The sequence below is a fragment of the Serratia bockelmannii genome (genome assembly GCF_051803255.1).
In the GTDB taxonomy this organism is placed as follows: domain Bacteria; phylum Pseudomonadota; class Gammaproteobacteria; order Enterobacterales; family Enterobacteriaceae; genus Serratia; species Serratia bockelmannii.
Window position 1 is genome coordinate 2,277,564 of record NZ_CP196512.1, and the last position, 18,323, is coordinate 2,295,886.

The 18,323-nt window shown below is 59.4% G+C and carries 21 protein-coding genes; 11 read left to right on the forward strand and 10 right to left on the reverse strand.

Features of this window, described 5'->3' with window-relative positions:
• Positions 1–74 precede the first annotated feature (74 nt).
• The 3 genes from ACSJLU_RS10995 (at position 75) to ACSJLU_RS11005 (ending at position 2,263) form a co-directional block, all read left to right on the forward strand.
• Positions 75–1,004, forward strand: coding sequence for a LysR substrate-binding domain-containing protein (locus tag ACSJLU_RS10995; RefSeq protein ID WP_342096217.1), 930 nt, complete (start codon positions 75–77; stop codon positions 1,002–1,004).
• 23 nt (positions 1,005–1,027) lie between these two features.
• The gene (locus tag ACSJLU_RS11000; RefSeq protein WP_015377731.1) at positions 1,028–1,267 is read left to right on the forward strand and encodes a DUF1289 domain-containing protein; all 240 of its coding nucleotides are present in this window, start codon (positions 1,028–1,030) and stop codon (positions 1,265–1,267) included.
• A 99-nt stretch (positions 1,268–1,366) separates the two neighbouring features.
• The gene (locus ACSJLU_RS11005) at positions 1,367–2,263 is read left to right on the forward strand and encodes an aldo/keto reductase (protein WP_025302663.1); all 897 of its coding nucleotides are present in this window, start codon (positions 1,367–1,369) and stop codon (positions 2,261–2,263) included.
• Positions 2,264–2,324: 61 nt separating this feature from the next.
• Here the strand turns inward: ACSJLU_RS11005 and ACSJLU_RS11010 are convergent, their stop codons facing one another.
• Positions 2,325–4,169 (reverse strand): polyurethane esterase, encoded by a 1,845-nt coding sequence (locus ACSJLU_RS11010; protein ID WP_342096218.1) that lies wholly within the window; start codon positions 4,167–4,169, stop codon positions 2,325–2,327.
• A gap of 241 nt (positions 4,170–4,410) precedes the next feature.
• On the opposite strand from ACSJLU_RS11010, the gene sodC reads away from it, so the two are divergent.
• Positions 4,411–4,932, forward strand: coding sequence for a superoxide dismutase family protein (sodC, locus tag ACSJLU_RS11015; RefSeq protein WP_025302665.1), 522 nt, complete (start codon positions 4,411–4,413; stop codon positions 4,930–4,932).
• Here sodC and ACSJLU_RS11020 read toward each other — a convergent pair whose 3' ends face one another.
• Genes ACSJLU_RS11020 through ACSJLU_RS11030 form a run of 3 tightly spaced genes read right to left on the reverse strand, consistent with a single transcriptional unit; the run spans position 4,933 to position 8,070 of the window.
• A complete protein-coding gene (locus tag ACSJLU_RS11020; RefSeq protein WP_127146138.1) occupies positions 4,933–6,963 on the reverse strand; it encodes an FUSC family protein in 2,031 nt (676 codons plus the stop codon).
• 3 nt (positions 6,964–6,966) lie between these two features.
• Positions 6,967–7,830, reverse strand: a complete 864-nt coding sequence (locus ACSJLU_RS11025) for an efflux RND transporter periplasmic adaptor subunit (RefSeq protein WP_004931305.1) — start codon at positions 7,828–7,830, stop codon at positions 6,967–6,969.
• A 3-nt stretch (positions 7,831–7,833) separates the two neighbouring features.
• Positions 7,834–8,070, reverse strand: a complete 237-nt coding sequence (locus tag ACSJLU_RS11030; protein ID WP_004931303.1) for a DUF1656 domain-containing protein — start codon at positions 8,068–8,070, stop codon at positions 7,834–7,836.
• Between the two features lie 180 nt (positions 8,071–8,250).
• Here ACSJLU_RS11030 and slyA point away from each other — a divergent pair, with 180 nt between their 5' ends.
• Positions 8,251–8,682 carry a transcriptional regulator SlyA gene (gene slyA, locus ACSJLU_RS11035; protein ID WP_004931301.1) on the forward strand — a complete coding sequence of 144 codons (432 nt, stop codon included), beginning with the start codon at positions 8,251–8,253 and terminating at the stop codon, positions 8,680–8,682.
• A 92-nt stretch (positions 8,683–8,774) separates the two neighbouring features.
• Here slyA and ACSJLU_RS11040 read toward each other — a convergent pair whose 3' ends face one another.
• A complete protein-coding gene (locus ACSJLU_RS11040) occupies positions 8,775–9,239 on the reverse strand; it encodes a glycine zipper 2TM domain-containing protein (protein ID WP_025159710.1) in 465 nt (154 codons plus the stop codon).
• 351 nt (positions 9,240–9,590) lie between these two features.
• On the opposite strand from ACSJLU_RS11040, the gene anmK reads away from it, so the two are divergent.
• The 5 genes from anmK to pdxY all read left to right on the forward strand — a co-directional run bounded on the left by anmK (position 9,591) and on the right by pdxY (position 14,160).
• Complete coding sequence (gene anmK, locus ACSJLU_RS11045) at positions 9,591–10,712, forward strand: anhydro-N-acetylmuramic acid kinase (protein ID WP_049204297.1); 1,122 nt, start codon at positions 9,591–9,593, stop codon at positions 10,710–10,712.
• Positions 10,713–10,757: 45 nt separating this feature from the next.
• Complete coding sequence (locus ACSJLU_RS11050) at positions 10,758–11,060, forward strand: MliC family protein (RefSeq protein WP_043141183.1); 303 nt, start codon at positions 10,758–10,760, stop codon at positions 11,058–11,060.
• A gap of 88 nt (positions 11,061–11,148) precedes the next feature.
• On the forward strand, positions 11,149–11,802 hold the full coding sequence (gene pdxH / locus ACSJLU_RS11055) for a pyridoxamine 5'-phosphate oxidase (protein ID WP_025302668.1): 654 nt from the start codon (positions 11,149–11,151) through the stop codon (positions 11,800–11,802).
• Between the two features lie 138 nt (positions 11,803–11,940).
• Positions 11,941–13,215, forward strand: coding sequence for a tyrosine--tRNA ligase (tyrS, locus tag ACSJLU_RS11060; protein WP_043141190.1), 1,275 nt, complete (start codon positions 11,941–11,943; stop codon positions 13,213–13,215).
• Positions 13,216–13,299: 84 nt separating this feature from the next.
• The gene (pdxY, locus tag ACSJLU_RS11065) at positions 13,300–14,160 is read left to right on the forward strand and encodes a pyridoxal kinase PdxY (protein WP_043141216.1); all 861 of its coding nucleotides are present in this window, start codon (positions 13,300–13,302) and stop codon (positions 14,158–14,160) included.
• A gap of 39 nt (positions 14,161–14,199) precedes the next feature.
• Here pdxY and gstA read toward each other — a convergent pair whose 3' ends face one another.
• The 4 genes from gstA to ACSJLU_RS11085 all read right to left on the reverse strand — a co-directional run bounded on the left by gstA (position 14,200) and on the right by ACSJLU_RS11085 (position 17,197).
• Positions 14,200–14,805, reverse strand: coding sequence for a glutathione transferase GstA (gene gstA, locus ACSJLU_RS11070; RefSeq protein ID WP_025302671.1), 606 nt, complete (start codon positions 14,803–14,805; stop codon positions 14,200–14,202).
• 92 nt (positions 14,806–14,897) lie between these two features.
• A complete protein-coding gene (gene dapA, locus ACSJLU_RS11075; protein WP_025302672.1) occupies positions 14,898–15,782 on the reverse strand; it encodes a 4-hydroxy-tetrahydrodipicolinate synthase in 885 nt (294 codons plus the stop codon).
• Positions 15,783–16,142: 360 nt separating this feature from the next.
• The gene (locus ACSJLU_RS11080) at positions 16,143–16,406 is read right to left on the reverse strand and encodes a DUF3811 domain-containing protein (protein ID WP_004938373.1); all 264 of its coding nucleotides are present in this window, start codon (positions 16,404–16,406) and stop codon (positions 16,143–16,145) included.
• Positions 16,407–16,501: 95 nt separating this feature from the next.
• Entirely contained in the window at positions 16,502–17,197 is a 696-nt protein-coding gene (locus ACSJLU_RS11085) for an HD domain-containing protein (protein WP_212637253.1), read from the reverse strand.
• Between the two features lie 202 nt (positions 17,198–17,399).
• On the opposite strand from ACSJLU_RS11085, the gene ACSJLU_RS11090 reads away from it, so the two are divergent.
• Positions 17,400–17,792, forward strand: coding sequence for a nuclear transport factor 2 family protein (locus ACSJLU_RS11090; protein ID WP_004938379.1), 393 nt, complete (start codon positions 17,400–17,402; stop codon positions 17,790–17,792).
• Here the strand turns inward: ACSJLU_RS11090 and ACSJLU_RS11095 are convergent.
• A complete protein-coding gene (locus ACSJLU_RS11095; protein WP_004938382.1) occupies positions 17,789–18,058 on the reverse strand; it encodes a hypothetical protein in 270 nt (89 codons plus the stop codon). The two genes, ACSJLU_RS11090 and ACSJLU_RS11095, sit on opposite strands and share 4 nt — an antisense overlap.
• Positions 18,059–18,323: the final 265 nt, after the last annotated feature.

An 18,323-nucleotide genomic window follows, 5' to 3' on the forward strand; every position in this document is an offset into this window, starting at 1 on the left:
CTACTCTAGTCCTTAACAATAGCCGTGATTAGTGCCATATTCATGCTTTCTTGATTAAGTAAAACTTCATAATCGTGGATAAACTCAATCGAATGGCGATATTCGCCACCGTGGTGGCGGAGGGATCGCTGGCCGGCGCGGCGCGGCGTCTGGGCATGACGCCTTCGGCGGTCAGTCAGCATATGCGCTCGCTGGAGAAGGCGCTCGGGGTGCCATTGCTGCATCGTTCCACCCGCCGTCTGGCGCTGACCGAGGCGGGAGCCGCGTTCTATCCCGGCTGCGAGGCGATGCTGCAACAGGCGAAGCAGGCGGAGCAGCGGCTGGCGGAGCTGCGGGATACGCTGGTGGGCGAGCTGCGCATCGCCACCCCGGTCGGCATCGGCGGCCGTTCGTTGGCGGAGGCATTGTCGCCGCTGCTGCAGGCGCACCCCAAGCTGACGCTGCGGGTGCTGGCGGACGATCGCATCGTCGACATGATAGAACAGCGGGTCGACATCGCGCTGCGGGCCAACCGTCAACTGGCGGACGCCAATATGATCGCGCATCCGCTGACGGCGTGGCCGATGGTGCTGTGCGCCGCGCCGCGTTATCTCAGCCAGCATGGGGTGCCGGAAAAACCGCAGGATTTGGTGCAGCACCGCTGGATCTCCAGCGGCTACAGCGGGGCCCATCTGGACTTGCTGCATCAGTCCGGCCAGCAGGTTAAGCTGCGGCTGGCGGAAGGGCAGATCGTCAGTGAGAGCATGAACGTAATGCGCGCCTTTACCCGTGCCGGGCTGGGCATTTCCGTTCAGCCGCTGTATGAAATTGGCGATGAGCTGCAGCGCGGCGAGCTGTTGCTGCTGTTGCCGGAGTGGCGGCCGGCGCCGCTGCGGCTGAACGCGCTGACGCTCGAACGCACTATGCCGGAGAAAAGCCGCCAGGCGCTGCGCTATTTGCGCGACTATTTTCGCCGCAATGGCGAAAAGGGACTTGCCAGCGGCGGCGATGGCGTCTTCAATTAGCAAGAGAACGCAGGAGGAGCCCCGTGGCGCAGCAGCTTGAGTTTTTCGACATTCCCAGCCCGTGTCGCGGCATTTGCCAGGCTGACGATCGCGGATTCTGCCGTGGCTGCCTACGCAGCCGCGAGGAGCGTTTCGGCTGGATGAACATGAGCGACGCGCAAAAGCGCGAGGTGCTGCGCCTGTGCCGTCAACGCTTCCTGCGGCTGCAGCGTGCCAATAAAGCGCCTGACGAGCCGCTGCCTGAGCAGCCGTCGCTGTTTTAACCTTTCCTGATCTGCCGCACGTTCGTGTGGCTTACCGCTTCCCTGTGCCTCACCGGCTTGTGTATGCTGACTGACAACTAATGTCATGAGGTTTTCGCAATGGTAGAACGTATTCGTCTCGCGCCGCAGGGGCCTGAATTTTCCCGCATGATTTGCGGTTACTGGCGGTTGATGGAGTGGGGCATGTCGCCGCAGCAGCTGCTGACGTTCATCGAACAGCATGTCGAACTGGGCGTCACCACCGCCGATCACGCCGATATCTACGGTGGCTATGCCTGCGAACAGGCGTTCGGCGATGCGCTGCGCCTGAAGCCGGCGCTGCGCCAGTCGCTGGAATTGGTGACCAAGTGCGGCATCGCCACCACCGCCAAGCCCGGCAACCCGATCGGCCACTACATCACCGACCGCGATCATATCGTACAGAGCGCGGAACAGTCGCTGCGCCATCTGCATACCGACTACCTGGACCTGTTGCTGATCCACCGCCCGGATCCGTTGATGGACGCTGACGACGTGGCCGAAGCCTTTGTCGCGCTGCACAAAAGCGGCAAGGTGCGCCATTTTGGCGTCTCCAACTTTACGCCTGCGCAGTTCCAACTGCTGCAGTCGCGCCTGCCGTTCTCGCTGGTCACCAATCAGGTGGAGATCTCGCCGATTCACCAACCGGCGATCCTGGACGGCACGCTCGACCAGTGCCAGCAGCTGCGCATCAAGCCGATGGCCTGGTCCTGCCTGGGCGGCGGCCGCTTGTTCAACGATGCTGAGTTCCAGCCGCTGCGCGACGAGCTGCAGCGAGTGGCGCAAGAGATCGGCGCCGAGACCATCGAGCAGGTGGTGTACGCCTGGGTGATGCGCCTGCCGTCTTCGCCGCTGCCGATTATCGGCTCCGGCAAGATTGAGCGGGTGCGCTCGGCGCTGAAGGCGCAGAAACTGGTGTTGAACCGCCAGCAGTGGTTCCGCATTCGCAAGGCGGCGCTGGGGTATGACGTGCCCTAAGGCGGAGCAGAAAGAGGAAAGCCGGGCGGCGAAAGCGCCCGGCTTTTTTTTATGCTGATCCTTAGGCCAACACCACCTGATCGGTATTGAAGTGATCGAGCGAGACGCCGATCAGCGTGACCTGGCTGTGCCCGAAGGCCAGCACCAGATCGTCGTTTTGCTGCGTGGCGTAGTCGCGAATATTCCCGCTGGCGCCTTCGGTACCGATAAACACCAGTTTATCGGTGGCGTTGAAGCCATACAGCTGGTCGCGGCCAAAATCCCCGCTGAACAGGAAGGTATTGCCGTTGCCGACGCCCTTCAGGATGTCATCGCCGCTGCCGCCGACGAAGGTCAGGTTGCCGCCGGCGTGGCCGATCAGCGTGTCGTTGCCGGCGTTGCCGAACAGCCAGGCGTCGTGGCCGCGAGCCTGCAGGAGATCATCGCCGTCGCCGCCGGTGGTAGTGGCGGCATAGGCTTTGAGGCCCGCATCCGATTTCAATCCGGTTGCTGTCACCTGGTGATCCACCTCTTTGCTGAAAATCAGCCAGGAGGTTTCTTTGCTGCGCAGGGTGCTGATGTCGTCCGCCAGCGTAATGCCGCCCTTGGCATCGCGCAGGTAAAGCGTGTTGCCGTCGTAGGCGACCTCGGTGTTTTTCAACGCCTGCTGGGTATCGAAGATATTGTGGCCTTTGCCGCCGGCGATCAGGTTATAGCCGCCGGCGTCGCGAAAGATATCGTCACCGTCGCGGCCCTCGAGATAGTCGTTGCCTTTGCCGCCCCTGATCAAATCATTGCCGTCGCTGCCGATGATAAACGTCGGTCCGCTGTGCGTTTCCGCGTTGCGGTTCAGGTCTTCCACCCAGGTATTGCCGCGCGTCACGTTCGACAGGTTGGAGACGATGATGGTCGAGTCCTTGTCGGTCAGTGAATAAAACTCGGAGTTCAGCACCCGCATCAGGCCGTCCTGATAAAAGAACGGCAGGTGCGACAGCCAGGTCGGAATGTTGAGAATGGAAAACGGCAGCAGGTTCCAGGCGTCCGACGCGTAGTGGTCGTTGAAGTTGACGATATTGTTGGTGGCGGAGGCGTGCGGCGCATCGTGTACGCCCAGTGACGGCAGGGTCAGTGAGGTGCCGTCGAGCGCGCGGAACACCGGGTCGTTCTCGTAGCCGATGTTGATCACCTTACCGCCGGCTTCGTACTGGGTCGGCGAGGCGAAGGCGACATAGTTGGACTGCGCGTAGAAGCCGCCCCAGTTGGCGTCGCTCTGCGCCGCCATGCTATTGACCGCCAGCCCGCCGAGGCTGTGGCCGCTGACCACCACGTCTTCACCGCTCAGCCCGTGGGCCTTAGCGAATTTCGCCACGTCGCCCAGCAAATTGCCGAAGGCCTTCAGCGTATAGCCGTCGGCATAGCCTTTCGGCCCGAACCCGGCCAGCAGATCGTTAATCACATCGCCGATGGTATCGCCGATCAACGACTCGCGCGGGCCGCTGGTGCCGCGAAATGAGATGCCAATGGCGGTGAGATTGCCTTCGCTGTCATATTTGCCCAGTACTTCGGCCTGCGCGGTGGTGTAACCGGCTGTCTCGCCGTAGTAGGTGCCGCGCGCATCGGTTTTGCCGGCGTAACCGAGCTGCGCGGCGCCGATCACCGACCAGCCGGCATTGTTTACCGCCTCCTGCGCGGCCTGTTCGGAGTCGGGGTTCCAAGGGAGGCCAGGCAGGCCACCCTGCGACTGGGTACTGCCGATCAGCGCAGTGACCAGCGTCAGCGGCAGACCGAGGCCGAAACCGGTCTGGTGATAGCCTTCATCGAAGCCGTTATCGATATTATGGTAAGCGTAGGTAGAGATGGCCAAGGCGTCGGAAAACAGCGCCTTCGACGCATTTTCGTCCAGATCCTTATAGCTAAAGATGCCCATATCAGTTCCTTATGAAGTATGCCGCCTGGCCGGGGAGTGAACTCTCATGCGTCGGCGGTGGAAACAGGGAAACAACGTTAGCCGAACGACAGCTGGTCAGAGGACCAACATCGGTAGAATTATTATTAGTGCTAAATATTAGGCCTGCGAATCAAATTAGCGAGATTGTGCGTTGGTTAACAGTGCCGACGCAGGCTCTCCTATACTGATAGCTCGATGTAGTCATTAAGGAGACTGATTGATGAAACGTTATTGGTATGCGGCGCTCGGCTTGATGGCGTGTGGCGCGGCTCAGGCGGCGACAGCTGACGTTGAGATGCATCTGGTGACCGGGCAGGGTATCGGTCAGGATATCGGCAAGGTAGTCATCAGCGAAACGCCGTATGGTTTACTGTTCACGCCGAGCCTGAAAGCGTTGCCGGCCGGAGTACACGGTTTCCACGTGCATGAAAAAGGCAGCTGCGAGCCGGGCATGAAGGAAGGTAAAGCGGTGGCGGCGCTGGCGGCCGGCGGACATTTCGACCCGCAAAAGACCGGGAAACACCTCGGGCCGTACGCTGACGGGCACCTGGGCGATCTGCCGGCCATCTATGTGACCGCCGACGGCATGGCAAACTACCCGGTGCTGGCACCGCGGCTGAAAAAAATCAGCGAAATAGAGGGCAAGGCGCTGATGGTGCACGCCGGCGGCGATAACCATTCGGATCATCCACAGCCGCTCGGCGGCGGCGGCGAACGCTTCGCCTGCGGCGTGGTCAAGTGATCATCCGCCGCTAACGGCCGGTGCGGCGGCGGGCTGCCCCATCGCCTGTTGCAATTGCTGCAGTGAGCAGTAGAGCCGCCAGATCAGGCCGGCCAGATCGCGCGCCGCCTGTTCCGGGTGGTGCGCCAACGCGTTGCTCATGCGCAGCAGCTCCTGCAGCGTGGCGTCCAGCGAACTGTGCTGCACGCCTTTCTCCGTCATAATGCCGCGCAGGCAGTGGATACAGACGTTGCGCACCGCCGACAGCGGATCGGAACGGGTCTGCCAGTCGCGCAGCTGCCAGACGATATGGCTGCAGTTGAGCAGCACCACGCCCCAGCGCAGCAGCCAGGTGCGAGCCTCCTGATCCTGACTCTGATTGAGTTGGCTGATGCGATGGTAGATCAGCGATTCGAACTGGCTTTCGCTCTGCTGCGGCTTTTTGCTCAACTGATCGATAAAATCGCGCCGCAGCGCGCGGATAATACGGCGGCTCTTTCGCTTGTCCGAACTGGGGCGTAGGATCTGAAACGCCAACCCGGCCAGCAATACACCGACGATTTTACCGATGTTGTCATTGATAAAGGACTGGTAGTCATAGCTCGGCGGGTTGCTGACGGTCAGAAACGAGCCCATGAAGACGATCAGCTGCCCCCAGAGCGCGGCATAAGGCGGATTCTGCAGCTTGAGCATTTGCATGGTCACCAGAATAGGGAACAGGAAGGCGCAGAACACCCAGAAATCGTCAATCTGGATCATCAAACCGAATTTCACCACAAAGCAGGCGACCGAGAGCAGCAGCACCGCCTTGAGCAAGGTGCTGACGCTGTTGATCGGCGAAGGCGTGGAGGAGTAGAGCACGCAGCTGATGGCGGTGAGCGTTAGCGCCGCGCTGCCGGCGTCCCACTGCGTGTTGATCCAGTAGGCGCAGCCGATCACGATGCATAAAAAGGTGCGCAGTCCGTTATAGGCGGCTTCGTAGCTGTCGGTATGGCGCGCCAGTGAGGTGACGCGCGGCGGCTGGAGATCGCTGACCGCCGTGGCGCTTTCCAACCGCAGCAGCCAGCGGTTGCAGCGCAGGTAAAGCCAACAGAAATCGCGCAACCGCAGCCAGAAGGCGCGATGGCGGTAGTCCGTCGCATCTTGCGGGGCGATCTGCTGGAGCAGACGCGCCAAGCGATATTTATCGGTGGCGGGATCGCGCAGCTCGTCCAGCAGCTGTGTCAGCACCGGCATCAGATTAGCAGGGCGATCCGGCCAGTTCAGCAGCATGCGGCGCAGGCTGGAAATGACGCTGGTAATGCGCAGCTGCTGGTGCAGCAGATAGTTGAGCAGGTTATTTTGCCGCCGCAGCCGGTAGTGGCTCCAGAATGCCTGAATGCGCAGCAGGTTCATGGTCAGGATCTGGCCGATGACCCCCTCGTGCGAGGTGCGCATCTGCGCGGTGACCTCCGGCTGCCACAGCATGGCGGCGTGCTCCAGCAGGCGTAGCTGCATGCGCCGCAGCGAGGTCAGCAAGGCTTCGCCGTCGGAGGTGCTGGGCAGGATCATCATCATCAACCCGCCGCACAGAATACCGGTGATCACTTCGCAAACCCGCGCCTGAGCGATATCAAATATCTGCTGGGTATCGGTGACGTTGACCGTGCCGAAGGCGATGATGGCGGCGGTATAGCCCGCCAGCGCGAAGGCGTAAGAGACGTTGTTTTGGTAATGATTCGAGACGTAGGTGCACAGCCCGATCCAGGCGGCGATGAACAGCGTAAACAGCCAGGGATCGTTCAGGCAGTGGCCGGCGATCGCTACCGAGGCGGCGGCGCCCACCAGGCTGCCGAAGATGCGGCCGATACTTTTGCTGATCACGCCGCCGATGGTGGGGAAACTCACCACCGCGGCGGAGGTGAGCGCCCAATAGGGTTCGTCGAGCTCGAGCACGAACGCCACCCACAACGCCAGACACATCGCCAGCGAGTTGCGCAGCGCATAGCGCCATTGGCCGCCGGTCGCCTTACCCCAGGGGGTACGGCTCCACTCCAGAAAAGGCAGGTTCACACTTTAGTTCCGCTGATGAATCGAAATGGTGCAGGTGGTACCGGCGACCAGCGTCAAATCGGCGGGCACGTTGAGCAATTTTATCCGCACCGGCACACGCTGGGCCAAACGTACCCAAGGAACATTGGGCTTAACGTCCATTAATAGATCGTTGCTGCTGTCGACGCTCTGATCGTAAATGGCGCGTCCGATGCTCTCTACTTCCCCCTGCAGCGGCGTGTTGCCGTTATATAAAACGATGTCCGCTTTATTGCCTTCTTTTATATGCTTCAGCTTGGTTTCTTCGAAATATCCGAGCACATAAAACGAATGCACATCCACCAACGCCACCAGGGGCGTGCCGGCGTTGGCGTAGTTTCCGACGCGTGCCTGCAGGTTGGTGATATAACCGTCGGTTGGCGCATAAATTTTGGTTTTGCTCAAATTCCATTTGGCCTGTTCCAGGTTGGCCAGGGCCGCTTTATAGGCGGCCTTCATTGCCTGAGCGGCTAAATTGGACTCGTCCAAGTCTTCAGCGGAAATAACGTTACGCGGTAAACCGCGGCGGCGGGCAGCCTCATGGTCCGCTTTGGCCAGATCGGATTGCGCTTTTGCCACCGCGGCCTCGGCATTGTCCAGCGCAATCTGGTAGGGCACCGGGTCGAGGGTAAAAATCAGACTTCCCGCAGGTACGAACTGATTGTCATTCGCGCTTATTTTCTCTAATCTTCCAGAGACTTCAGGGGTGATATTGACGAGTTCTGCGCGCACTTTTCCGTCACGGGTCCATGGGGATTGCATATAATAATTCCAGAGCCACCAACCGGCGCAGACGGCAATGGCGCAGACGATCACCGTAGAGAAGTATTTTAATGTTTTATGCTGCATGGGTTACCAACTCGCTAAAATCCATAAGGAACCGCTGACGGTCAGAACGAAAATGGACAGGTCCATCAACATGGGATGCCAGATTTCACCGGAATACATCCAGTCTCTCAGCAGCTGATGAATCAGCAGCCATAAGACCAGTCCTAGTAAAAAAGCTTTAAATATAGGTGGAAAATAAAGCGATGCCCCCAGGACCAAATCGGGTAAGGGGGATGAGGTGTGTAACCATGATGTATTCACATTAACAATCCCTAAGGGTGAATATGTTGAATATTTGCATAACGATTAAACAATAGCGGCTAAAAATAGTGGTTATTTCCACAATATACATTATATACATTTGTGTTTTTAATGTGAGTTACCCAAAATAGTCTAAGCTCTGGGAGGTAATGTTAGCATGCTAATTATAAGGAGGGGTAAGTGGAGTCAACATTAGGTTCAGATTTAGCACGATTGGTTCGTGTTTGGCGAGCGCTCATCGATCACCGGCTCAAGCCGTTGGAGCTGACCCAAACGCATTGGGTTACGTTGCACAATATCAATCGCTTGCCGCCGGAGCAGTCGCAAATCCAGCTGGCCAAGGCGATCGGTATCGAGCAACCGTCACTGGTTCGCACGCTGGACCAACTGGAGGAGAAGGGGCTTATCACGCGTCACACCTGTGCCAACGATCGCCGCGCGAAGCGCATCAAGTTGACCGAAGCGGCCGATCCGATCATCAGAGAAGTCGATAGTGTGATCACGTCTACGCGCAGTGAGATTTTAAGCGGCATTACCGCCGACGAAGTGCATCTGTTGGTAGGGCTGATTGGCAAGTTAGAACAAAATATCACCGAACTGCAGAACAAATAATAATATTCTTATTTTCTACGATTACAGTTTCACAGCATCAGAAATAAAACCGGAGGCGATTGCCTCCGGTTTGCCGTGTGCCGCCGGCTGACTTACAGCGGAGAGACGGTGATGGTGTCGCCCATGCGCGCCATGCGCACGCGCTGGCCCGGGCTGAACTTGGTGTCGCCCGCTTTCTGCACCACGACGATGTTCTCTTTCTGGTCGGTTTTGATTTCCAGCTCGTAGCCTGAGGTACGGCCGGCCACTTCACCGATGCTGTTGCCTGCTGCGCCGCCGGCGATAGCGCCCGCCGCGGTAGCCAGCGTACGACCGGTACCGCCGCCAACGGTGTTACCCAACAGCCCGCCAATCACTGCGCCGCCGATCATCCCCAAGGCGTTGGAACCTTCCCCGCCCTGAATTTTCACCGGACGCACGGAAACCAGCGTCCCGTAGGTGACGTTCTGCACCTGTTTGGCCTGCGAGGACGAGTAGACATCGCCGGACATGGATTCATTGGCACACCCAGCCAACGTAACGGCGGCGACGGCAACGACGAGAAGACGCTTGATCATATAAAACTCCTGATGGTAGTAGTCCATAACCTGGCAATGCTCACCAGGCAAGATTCAGTGAAAATGATAGACAAAGTATGGCTGAAAGTTGATACAGCGCCATGCCTCATCGCTGCACGCAGCTTAACTTTTCTCTGTTCAACCAATAATAAACCGCGGTTTACCTTTATGACAGCCTCACCGACATTCCGTTGCCGGTTAACGCACGGTTTAACACATGAAATGTGCCACCGCGGCGCACCTGGCTCACGGCCTGTAAAAAAAGCATCATAATTCATGGCGTTAATCCGGCAATTCTGGTTTATTTGTCAGGATGAAATTTGCTTACCGCGCGGGTTAGAGGATGTTGCTATGAAGTCAGGCCGCTATATAGGCGTCATGTCCGGCACCAGTCTGGACGGAATCGATGTGGTATTGGCCGCGATCGACGATCGCATGGTGGCGCAGCAGGCCAGCTATAGCCATCCGATGCCGATCGCGCTGAAAAAAGAGATCCTGGGGATGTGCCAGGGGCAGCAGACCACGCTGGCCGCCGTCGGCCGATTGGACGCACGGCTGGGCACGCTGTTTGGCGAGGCGGTGCTTGGCCTGCTGAAGCAAACCGGCATCGACGCCGAGCAGATCACCGCCATCGGTTGCCACGGCCAGACGGTGTGGCACGAACCGGAAGGCGACGCGCGTTTCTCGATGCAGCTCGGCGACAACAATCGCATCGCTGCGCTGACCAATATCACCACCGTCGGCGATTTCCGCCGGCGCGATATGGCCTACGGCGGGCAGGGCGCGCCGCTGGTGCCTGCGTTTCATCAGGCGCTGCTGGGGCATCCCGTCGAGCGGCGTATGGTGCTGAACGTCGGCGGCATTGCCAACCTTTCTCTGCTGTTGCCCGGTGCGCCAGTGCGCGGTTTCGATACCGGGCCGGGCAATATGCTGATGGATGCCTGGGTCTGGCGTCACCGTGCGCAACCTTACGATCAGGACGGCGGCTGGGCGATGCAGGGGCGAGTCTGCTTGCCGCTGTTGCAGCAAATGCTGGCGGATCCTTACTTTGCGCTACCGGCGCCGAAAAGCACCGGCCGCGAGTATTTCAATATCGCCTGGCTGGAGCGGCAGCTGGCCGGATTGCCGGCGATCGCGCCGGTCGACGTGCAGGCCACGCTGACAGAGCTGACCGCCGTCAGCATCAGCGAACAGGTACAACTGGCCGGCGGGTGCGAGCGCCTGCTGGTCTGCGGTGGCGGAGCGCGCAACACGCTGCTGATGGCGCGCCTGTCGGCGCTGTTGCCGGGCACGGAGGTCGGGCTGACCGACGATTGCGGCGTCAGCGGAGACGACATGGAGGCGCTGGCCTTTGCCTGGCTGGCGTTTCGCACGCTGTCCGGCCAGGCCGGCAACCTGCCTTCGGTCACCGGCGCCAGCCGTGAAACGGTGCTGGGTGGGATTTATCCGGTTTTGCCGTTGAGGGGCCGTTAGCTCTGTTAGGATAACCTGTGAAGGATTTCTCTAAGGAGCAACAGCATGAAAAAAGTCATTTTCGTCGCCGGCGCGCTGGCGTTGTCCGGCTGCAGCTACATCCTGCCGCAGAGCAGCCAGACGATGCACTACCAGTGCGGCACTACGCCGCTGACGGTGGGGCTCGACGGCAAGGCGAGCGAAGTCAGCCTGCTGATGGACGGCGAGCAACTGCATCTTAAGCAGGTGCTGGCGCTGACCGGTGCCAAATACAGCGACGGTAAATACACTTTTTGGTCGAAAGATCGTAACGCCTATCTTGAGCGCAACGGCAAGGTAGTCATGAGCGACTGCGTGTTGACGGAGTGACGGTCACGGCGGCGTCGGAGCGATTGAGTTCCTGACGCCGCAGGCGCAGAATGTAACGACGGATTTTTTCAGTTGGTCGATAAACCAGATGATTGAAAAGAATGAGTTTGATGTTGCGGACCTGCGCCGTGAATATACCCGAGGCGGCCTGCGCCGCAACGATCTGACCGCCAACCCGCTCGAACTGTTCGAGCGCTGGTTGAAACAGGCCTGCGACGCGCGCCTGGCCGATCCTACCGCCATGTGCGTCGCCACCGTCGACGAACACGGCCAGCCGTATCAGCGCATCGTGCTGCTCAAGCATTTCGATGAGCAGGGGCTGGTGTTCTACACCAACCTCGGCAGCCGCAAGGCACAGCAGCTGGCGCAAAACCCGCATATCAGCCTGCTGTTCCCCTGGCACATGCTCGACCGTCAGGTGATTTTCCTGGGGCAGGTGGAGCGCCTGTCGACCCTCGACGTGCTGAAGTACTTCAACAGCCGGCCGAAGGACAGCCAGATCGGCGCCTGGGTGTCGCAGCAGTCGTCGCGCATTTCCGCGCGCGGCGTGCTGGAAAGCAAATTCCTCGAGTTGAAGCAAAAGTTCCAGCAGGGCGAAGTGCCGTTGCCGAGTTTCTGGGGCGGATTCCGCGTGAAATTTGACTCCGTCGAGTTCTGGCAAGGCGGCGCCCATCGCCTGCATGACCGTTTCCTGTATCAGCGGGACGGGAATGACTGGAAAATTGACCGACTGGCACCTTGAAGACGTAAAATCCCCTCTAAGCGCTGGTGCTGACGCCGCCGGCGCTTTATTCTATGCGCTACCCTGAATTTTTATTTCGCCACTGGGCGAAAGGCCGTGTACCGGCAAAGGTGCATTCGTTTATACATGGAGTCATTGATGGCAAGCAGCAACTTGATTAAACAACTGCAAGAGCGGGGCCTCGTTGCCCAGGTTACGGATGAGGAAGCGTTAGCGGAGCGACTGGCGCAAGGGCCAATTGCACTGTATTGCGGTTTCGATCCGACCGCTGACAGCTTGCATTTGGGCCATCTGGTTCCTCTGTTGTGCCTGAAGCGCTTCCAGCTGGCCGGCCACAAGCCGGTAGCGTTGGTGGGCGGCGCCACTGGCCTCATCGGCGATCCGAGCTTCAAAGCGGCGGAGCGCAAGCTGAACACCACCGATACGGTGAACGAGTGGGTCGAGAAGATCCGCAAACAGGTTTCCCCGTTCCTCGATTTCGACTGCGGCAGCAACAGCGCCATCGCGGCCAACAACTACGACTGGTTCGGCGGCATGAACGTGCTGACCTTCCTGCGTGACATCGGCAAGCACTTCTCCGTCAACCAGATGATCAACAAGGAAGCGGTCAAGCAGCGCCTGAACCGCGACGACTCCGGCATCTCCTTCACCGAGTTCTCCTATAACCTGCTGCAGGGCTACGATTTCTCCGAGCTGTACAACCGCCACCAGGTGGAGCTGCAGATCGGTGGTTCCGATCAGTGGGGCAACATCACCTCAGGTATCGATCTGACGCGTCGTCAGCACCAGAAGCAGGTGTTCGGCCTGACCGTGCCGTTGATCACCAAAGCAGACGGCACCAAGTTCGGTAAAACCGAAGGCGGCGCGGTCTGGCTGGCGCCGGAAAAAACCAGCCCGTACAAGTTCTACCAGTTCTGGATCAACACCGCCGACGCTGACGTTTACCGCTTCCTGAAATTCTTCACCTTCATGAGCCTGGAAGACATCAACGCGCTGGAAGAAGAAGACAAAAACAGCGGCAAGGCGCCGCGCGCCCAGTACGTGCTGGCGGAAGAAGTGACCGGCATGGTGCACGGTGCGGAAGGCCTGGCGGCCGCCAAGCGCATCACGCAGAGCCTGTTCTCCGGCGCGCTGCATGACATGACCGAAGCGGACTTCGCCCAACTGGCGCAGGACGGTATGCCGACCATCAAACTGGATGGTGACGCCGATCTGCAGCAGGCGTTGGTGAATGCCGAACTGGTGCCGTCACGCGGCCAGGCGCGCACCATGATCGGCTCCAACGCGGTGACCATCAACGGTGAGAAACAGTCCGATGCCGAATACCGCTTCAGTGATTCAGATCGTCTGTTCGGCCGCTACACGCTGCTGCGTCGCGGCAAGAAACACTACTGCCTGGTGGATTGGCAGTAAGCGAATAATGACGGTAAGGGGCCCTGGCGGCCCCTTTATTTTTGCGCAGCCGCCCGGCTGCCGTATTCCGAACGAGTTCTGTCGATGAAAAACATTCTTTCTATCCAGTCGCACGTGGTGTTTGGTCACGCCGGCAACAGTGCGGCTGAGTTTCCGATGCGCCGCATGGGCGTCAACGTCTGGCCGCTGAACACGGTGCAGTTCTCCAACCATACGCAATACGGCCAGTGGACCGGCTGCGTCATGCCGGCCAGCCACCTGACTGAGATCGCGCAGGGTATCGCCAATATCGATCAACTGAAGCGCTGTGATGCGGTGCTGAGCGGTTATATTGGTTCGCCGGAGCAGGGTGACCATATTCTGGAGATCGTGCGTCAGGTTAAGCAGGCGAACCCGAACGCCTGGTATTTTTGCGATCCGGTGATGGGGCATCCGGAAAAAGGCTGCATCGTGGCGCCGGGCGTGGCCGAGTTTCACTGCCGCCAGGCGTTGCCGTGCAGCGACATGGTGGCGCCGAACCTGCTGGAGCTGGAAATGCTGAGCCAGATGGCCGTTGCCAACGTGGCCGATGCGGTGCAGGCCGCCCGCGTGCTGATCGCCAAAGGGCCGCGGCTGGTGCTGGTCAAGCACCTGGCCCGCGCCGGCTATCACGCCGACTGTTTCGAAATGCTGCTGGTGACAGCGGACGAGGCCTGGCACATCAGCCGGCCGCTGGTGGACTTCGGCGCGCGTCAGCCGGTCGGCGTCGGCGATTTGACCAGCGGTCTGCTGCTGGTGGATCTACTGAAGGGCGAGGCGCTGGATAAAGCGCTGGAGCACGTGACCGCCGCCGTGTATGAGGTGATGCTGACGACTCAGGAGATGGGGGAATACGAGCTGCAGGTGGTGGCGGCGCAGGATCGGATCGTGCAGCCGCGCAGCGAATTCAAAGCGGTAAAACTGTAAGTGCAACGGGCCCCGGCGATGGCCACCGGGGCCGAGTGTTTACTTCAATCCTTCGGCGTTCAGCGCCGCATCTACCGCCGGGCGCGCCGCAACGCGATCGAACCAGGCCGCCAGATGGGCGTGCTTGCGCACGTCAAACTGCAGGGCGAATGCCCAGCGCAGCACGGTGAACAGGTAGGCGTCAGCCACGCTGAAACGGCTCCCCAACAGGAAGTGCTGCTTCGCCAGCACCGAATCCAGATAGCTGAACTGCTGCTCCAGCCTGGCGCGCGCGATGGTTTTGTATTCCTCGGGCGTCTTCGGGTTGAACAGCGGGCTGAACCCTTTGTGCAGTTCGGTGGCGATGTAGTTCAGCCATTCGATCGCGTGGTAGCGCGACAGGGTGCCCGCCGCCGGGATCAGGTTGCGGTCAGGCACGCGGTCCGCCAGGTATTGTACGATCGCCACGCCTTCGGTCAGCAGGCTGCCATCGTCCAGCAGCAGCGCCGGGACCTGTCCCTTGGGATTGATGGCGAGGTAATCGGCGCCGCTCTCGGTTTTCTTCTGCGCCAGATCGACCTTCTCCGCCGTAAAATCCAGCCCTGCCTCGCGCAGCACGATATGCGGGGACAGCGAACAGGCGCCGGCTTTATAGAACAGTTTCATCGGAAGCTCCTTGTTGATGACGAATGACGGGCATGCTTAACCTCTCATCGTAGTCCCATAGCGCCAAAATTACAGCGGCTTAGCTTACAAATTTAACCGATGAGCGCCTCGGCTGTCTGCAGCTGCGCCAGCGTTGCGGCGATCTGCTGTTGCAGCGCCTGCGGCGCCACCTGCATGGGCGAACGTAACTCATTGGCGATCAGCCCCTGTTGGGCCAGTACCGTCTTGACCGGCGCCGGATTCGGGAAGCTGAACATCTGGTGGATCATCGGCAGCAGCTCATAGAAGTTGCTGCGCGCAGCGGCCAGATCGCCGGTGGCGACTTGCTGTACCAGCTGGACGAAACGTTCCGGGTGAACATGCGCGGCGGCGGAAATGGCACCGGTGCCGCCGAGGCACAGCGTGGTGAGGATCAGATTGTCTTCCCCGGTCATCACATCGATTTCGCCGTCGGCGATCAGCGCCATGGTAGCGTCAGGGTTGCCGCCGCAGTCCTTGATGGCGGTGATGCGCGGGTGACGTGCGAGCCGGCGCAGCGTGGCCAGCTCCATGGCGATGCCGGTGCGCTGCGGAATGTTGTACAGGATCACCGGCACGGTGGAGGCGTCGGCCAACTGGGTGAAATAGTCGATCAGGCCGCATTGCGAAGGGCGGATGTAGTAAGGCGCCGGGATCAGCACGCCGGCGATGTCGCGCAGCTGAATGGCCTGCTGCATCTGCAGCGTGGCGGCCATGTTATTGCCGGAAAGGCCCATCACCACCTGATGGGCGGGCGCCACCTCCAGCACGGCGTCGAGCACCGCCAGCTGTTCTTCCTTGCTCAGCGCGGCGGCTTCACCGGTAGAGCCGCAGACCACCAGGCCGTCGATGCCGGCGTCGAGCAGGTGCCGCGCCAGGCGTTTAACCGCCGGCAGATCGACGGCATCTTGATTGAAAGGGGTAACCATCGCCACCCAAATACCCGAAAATGAGGCCATAAAATATTCCTTCTGTGTGACCGACAGAGAAGCCAGATGAGAAAATTGAAGGCGGGGCGTTGCAGGCCATCCAGTCAGCTCATCTGACCGGACAGCGCGCCCCGGTCAAATGAGCGTCTGTTTCTTCGATTTAACCGCCGCCAAACCGCCAACGGACAACGCAGGTGTCATCAGAATATCAGCGTTGCGTGGGTAGGCCATGGCAGTCTCGTGAAAAGGGGAAGTGGGGTGATAATGAATATTCTTCATCAGGCTGTCAATTTACAACAGATTGATAACATTGTTATTCATGATTCATCAGCAGGGATGAGTTTGGCTAATAAATAAAATCCCCGCCGCGGCGGGGAGGGTTTGACTGGCTCAGCGCGGCGGGCGGGAGCCGATAGTGGCAGACCAACTGAAGGTGTCGCCGCTTGGCCGGTAGCGGTTGGCTTTGCGTTCTGCACGCTCTGCCTTGGCGAGCTTTGCTCTGGCGGCCATGATGCGCGCCACCACTTCATCCTTGACCTTGTGCTGTTCGGCGTTGGTCAGCGGCCGGCCGTGGCTTTTACGCGCTTTGTCCAGCTCGGTTTTGACTTCCCGTTGCTCGCTTTCCGTCATCTCTTTCAACGTCAACTTTTTCATCTGTGCCGCCCGTTCGGTGAAGTTGGCTTTCAGTTTAACGGTGTTATGTGACCGAAAATGTTATGGGCATAACGAAAATGCCCCGTAGGCCGGCATTACACCTCTTCCAGCAGATCATCGACAAAACGCCGCATGCGTTCGGTGCGAAGCTTGGCCATGTGCCGCCCGGCGGCAGTCTGGAAGCCGTCTTGCAGTTTGAACAGCTTGGTTTCGAAGTGATCCAGGCTGAAACGTTTGTCGTCGTATTGGCGATGTTCGGCCCGCGGGTCGGCGGCGTCGTACAGCGCACTGCGCATGCGGCCGCCGATATAGAAGCAGCGCGCCACGCCAATCAGGCCAATGGCGTCGAGACGATCGGCGTCCTGCAGGATCTTTGCCTCCAGCGTTTGCGGGGGGATGCCAGCGGAAAAACTGTGCGCTTCAATGGCGTGGGCTACCGCCGCGATGTCCGCCGGCGCCCATTCCAGCCGGGTCAGCGTCAGCGTGGCTTGCTCCGCCGCCATGCGCGAGGCCAGATGGCGCTGCGGCGAGTTTTTTTCCACCGCCACGGCGTCATGCAGCAGCACCGCCGCGCAGAGAATGCGCCGGTCGCCGCCTTCCAGCTTGCTGATGTGGCGGCAGTTCTTCCAGACTCGATGCAGGTGCGCCACGTCATGCGAACCGTCGTCCGACTCGAGGGTGAGCGGCAACAGCGTTTGCGCCAGCGTTTGGTAGGGGGAAAACGGTTGTAACAACTCTTGCGTCAGCGAGGGTAAAGACACGTTCAGCTCCTGTTGGGGAAAATCGGTCAATCAGCATAGCCGTGTCGGATGCCGGGAAAATGACAGAAAAATGGCTATTGTTTACTAAAATGCAACCCACTATTGTCATAACTGCGGTTTTTGCAGCGAAACAAGCAACCTAGAATAGCCGCATTCCGCCGTCTCCGCTTGGTGAGAGCCTGTGTCCGCGGGGATGGCCGGAATATCCTCATCAGCCATTTGGAGAAGAGACATGCCAACCCCTCTTGAAATAGTGCGCGCAACCTATGAAGGCAGCTCCGAAGAAAACGGCCGCAATCTGCTGGCGGCGCTGGCCCCCGATGCAGAGTGGACCGAAGCCGCGGGTTTCCCTTACGCCGGTACCTATATCGGCCCGGAGAACATCATCAAGAACGTGCATCAGCGCCTGGGCAGCGAATGGCAAGGTTACCGCGCCGACGTCGATCACTTTTACGATGCCGGCGACAACGTGATCGCTCAGGGTTTTTATCACGGCACTTACCGGGCCACCGGCAAATCCTTCAGCGCCTCCTTTGCGCATATTTATACGCTTCGCGCCGGAAAAATCGTGAAGTTCGTGCAGATCGTCGACAGCGCTAAAGTGCTGGAAGCAATGCAGCCTTAATCGCCGCTGCGCTTGCCGAATTTGCGGTCGAACTCGCGCCGGTAACCCCGGGCCTTGTTGCGATCGCGGATCCACAAATAGCCGCACACCAGCGCAACCGCTCCCGAGAAGGTGACGTTGCGCATATCCCGGTCATACCAAAACACCAACAGCGCATCTAGCGCAGCAATCAGCGCGATCCATTTGTACATATGGGATTGGCGCCGCGTGGCGGCGTTGAGTCGTTTTAACTGTCTGGCTTCGTCCAACACCGGTTTTTGCTGCATAGCGTTTCGTTATCATCAGGCTGTTCACGCTAAATTAGCAGAATTTCCCTAACCGCCGCAAAGATTAACGCGTGGCGTTATGCGGTTTTCACCGCCCCTGGCGCGGCGCAGAAAATTTATGCGCGGGCGCTTGAATTACCCATCGGGCGTGATAGGTTATTTATTCGCTATTTTTGGTTTTTTATTCAAATCTCGCCGTGTCATCAAGCTGCAGCACTGGGCGGTTAACGTGATGGGTTCGACGTATGCGGCGGTTAACTTCGGC

Coding starts and splice junctions, on each gene's coding strand:
- ACSJLU_RS11005 (WP_025302663.1), top strand. CDS start 1,367: ATGGTAGAACGTATTCGTCTCGCGCCGCAGGGGCCTGAATTTTCCCGC.
- ACSJLU_RS11010 (WP_342096218.1), bottom strand. CDS start 4,169: ATGGGCATCTTTAGCTATAAGGATCTGGACGAAAATGCGTCGAAGGCG.
- sodC (WP_025302665.1), top strand. CDS start 4,411: ATGAAACGTTATTGGTATGCGGCGCTCGGCTTGATGGCGTGTGGCGCG.
- ACSJLU_RS11025 (WP_004931305.1), bottom strand. CDS start 7,830: ATGCAGCATAAAACATTAAAATACTTCTCTACGGTGATCGTCTGCGCC.
- ACSJLU_RS11040 (WP_025159710.1), bottom strand. CDS start 9,239: ATGATCAAGCGTCTTCTCGTCGTTGCCGTCGCCGCCGTTACGTTGGCT.
- anmK (WP_049204297.1), top strand. CDS start 9,591: ATGAAGTCAGGCCGCTATATAGGCGTCATGTCCGGCACCAGTCTGGAC.
- ACSJLU_RS11050 (WP_043141183.1), top strand. CDS start 10,758: ATGAAAAAAGTCATTTTCGTCGCCGGCGCGCTGGCGTTGTCCGGCTGC.
- pdxH (WP_025302668.1), top strand. CDS start 11,149: ATGATTGAAAAGAATGAGTTTGATGTTGCGGACCTGCGCCGTGAATAT.
- tyrS (WP_043141190.1), top strand. CDS start 11,941: ATGGCAAGCAGCAACTTGATTAAACAACTGCAAGAGCGGGGCCTCGTT.
- pdxY (WP_043141216.1), top strand. CDS start 13,300: ATGAAAAACATTCTTTCTATCCAGTCGCACGTGGTGTTTGGTCACGCC.
- gstA (WP_025302671.1), bottom strand. CDS start 14,805: ATGAAACTGTTCTATAAAGCCGGCGCCTGTTCGCTGTCCCCGCATATC.
- dapA (WP_025302672.1), bottom strand. CDS start 15,782: ATGGCCTCATTTTCGGGTATTTGGGTGGCGATGGTTACCCCTTTCAAT.
- ACSJLU_RS11080 (WP_004938373.1), bottom strand. CDS start 16,406: ATGAAAAAGTTGACGTTGAAAGAGATGACGGAAAGCGAGCAACGGGAA.
- ACSJLU_RS11090 (WP_004938379.1), top strand. CDS start 17,400: ATGCCAACCCCTCTTGAAATAGTGCGCGCAACCTATGAAGGCAGCTCC.
- ACSJLU_RS11095 (WP_004938382.1), bottom strand. CDS start 18,058: ATGCAGCAAAAACCGGTGTTGGACGAAGCCAGACAGTTAAAACGACTC.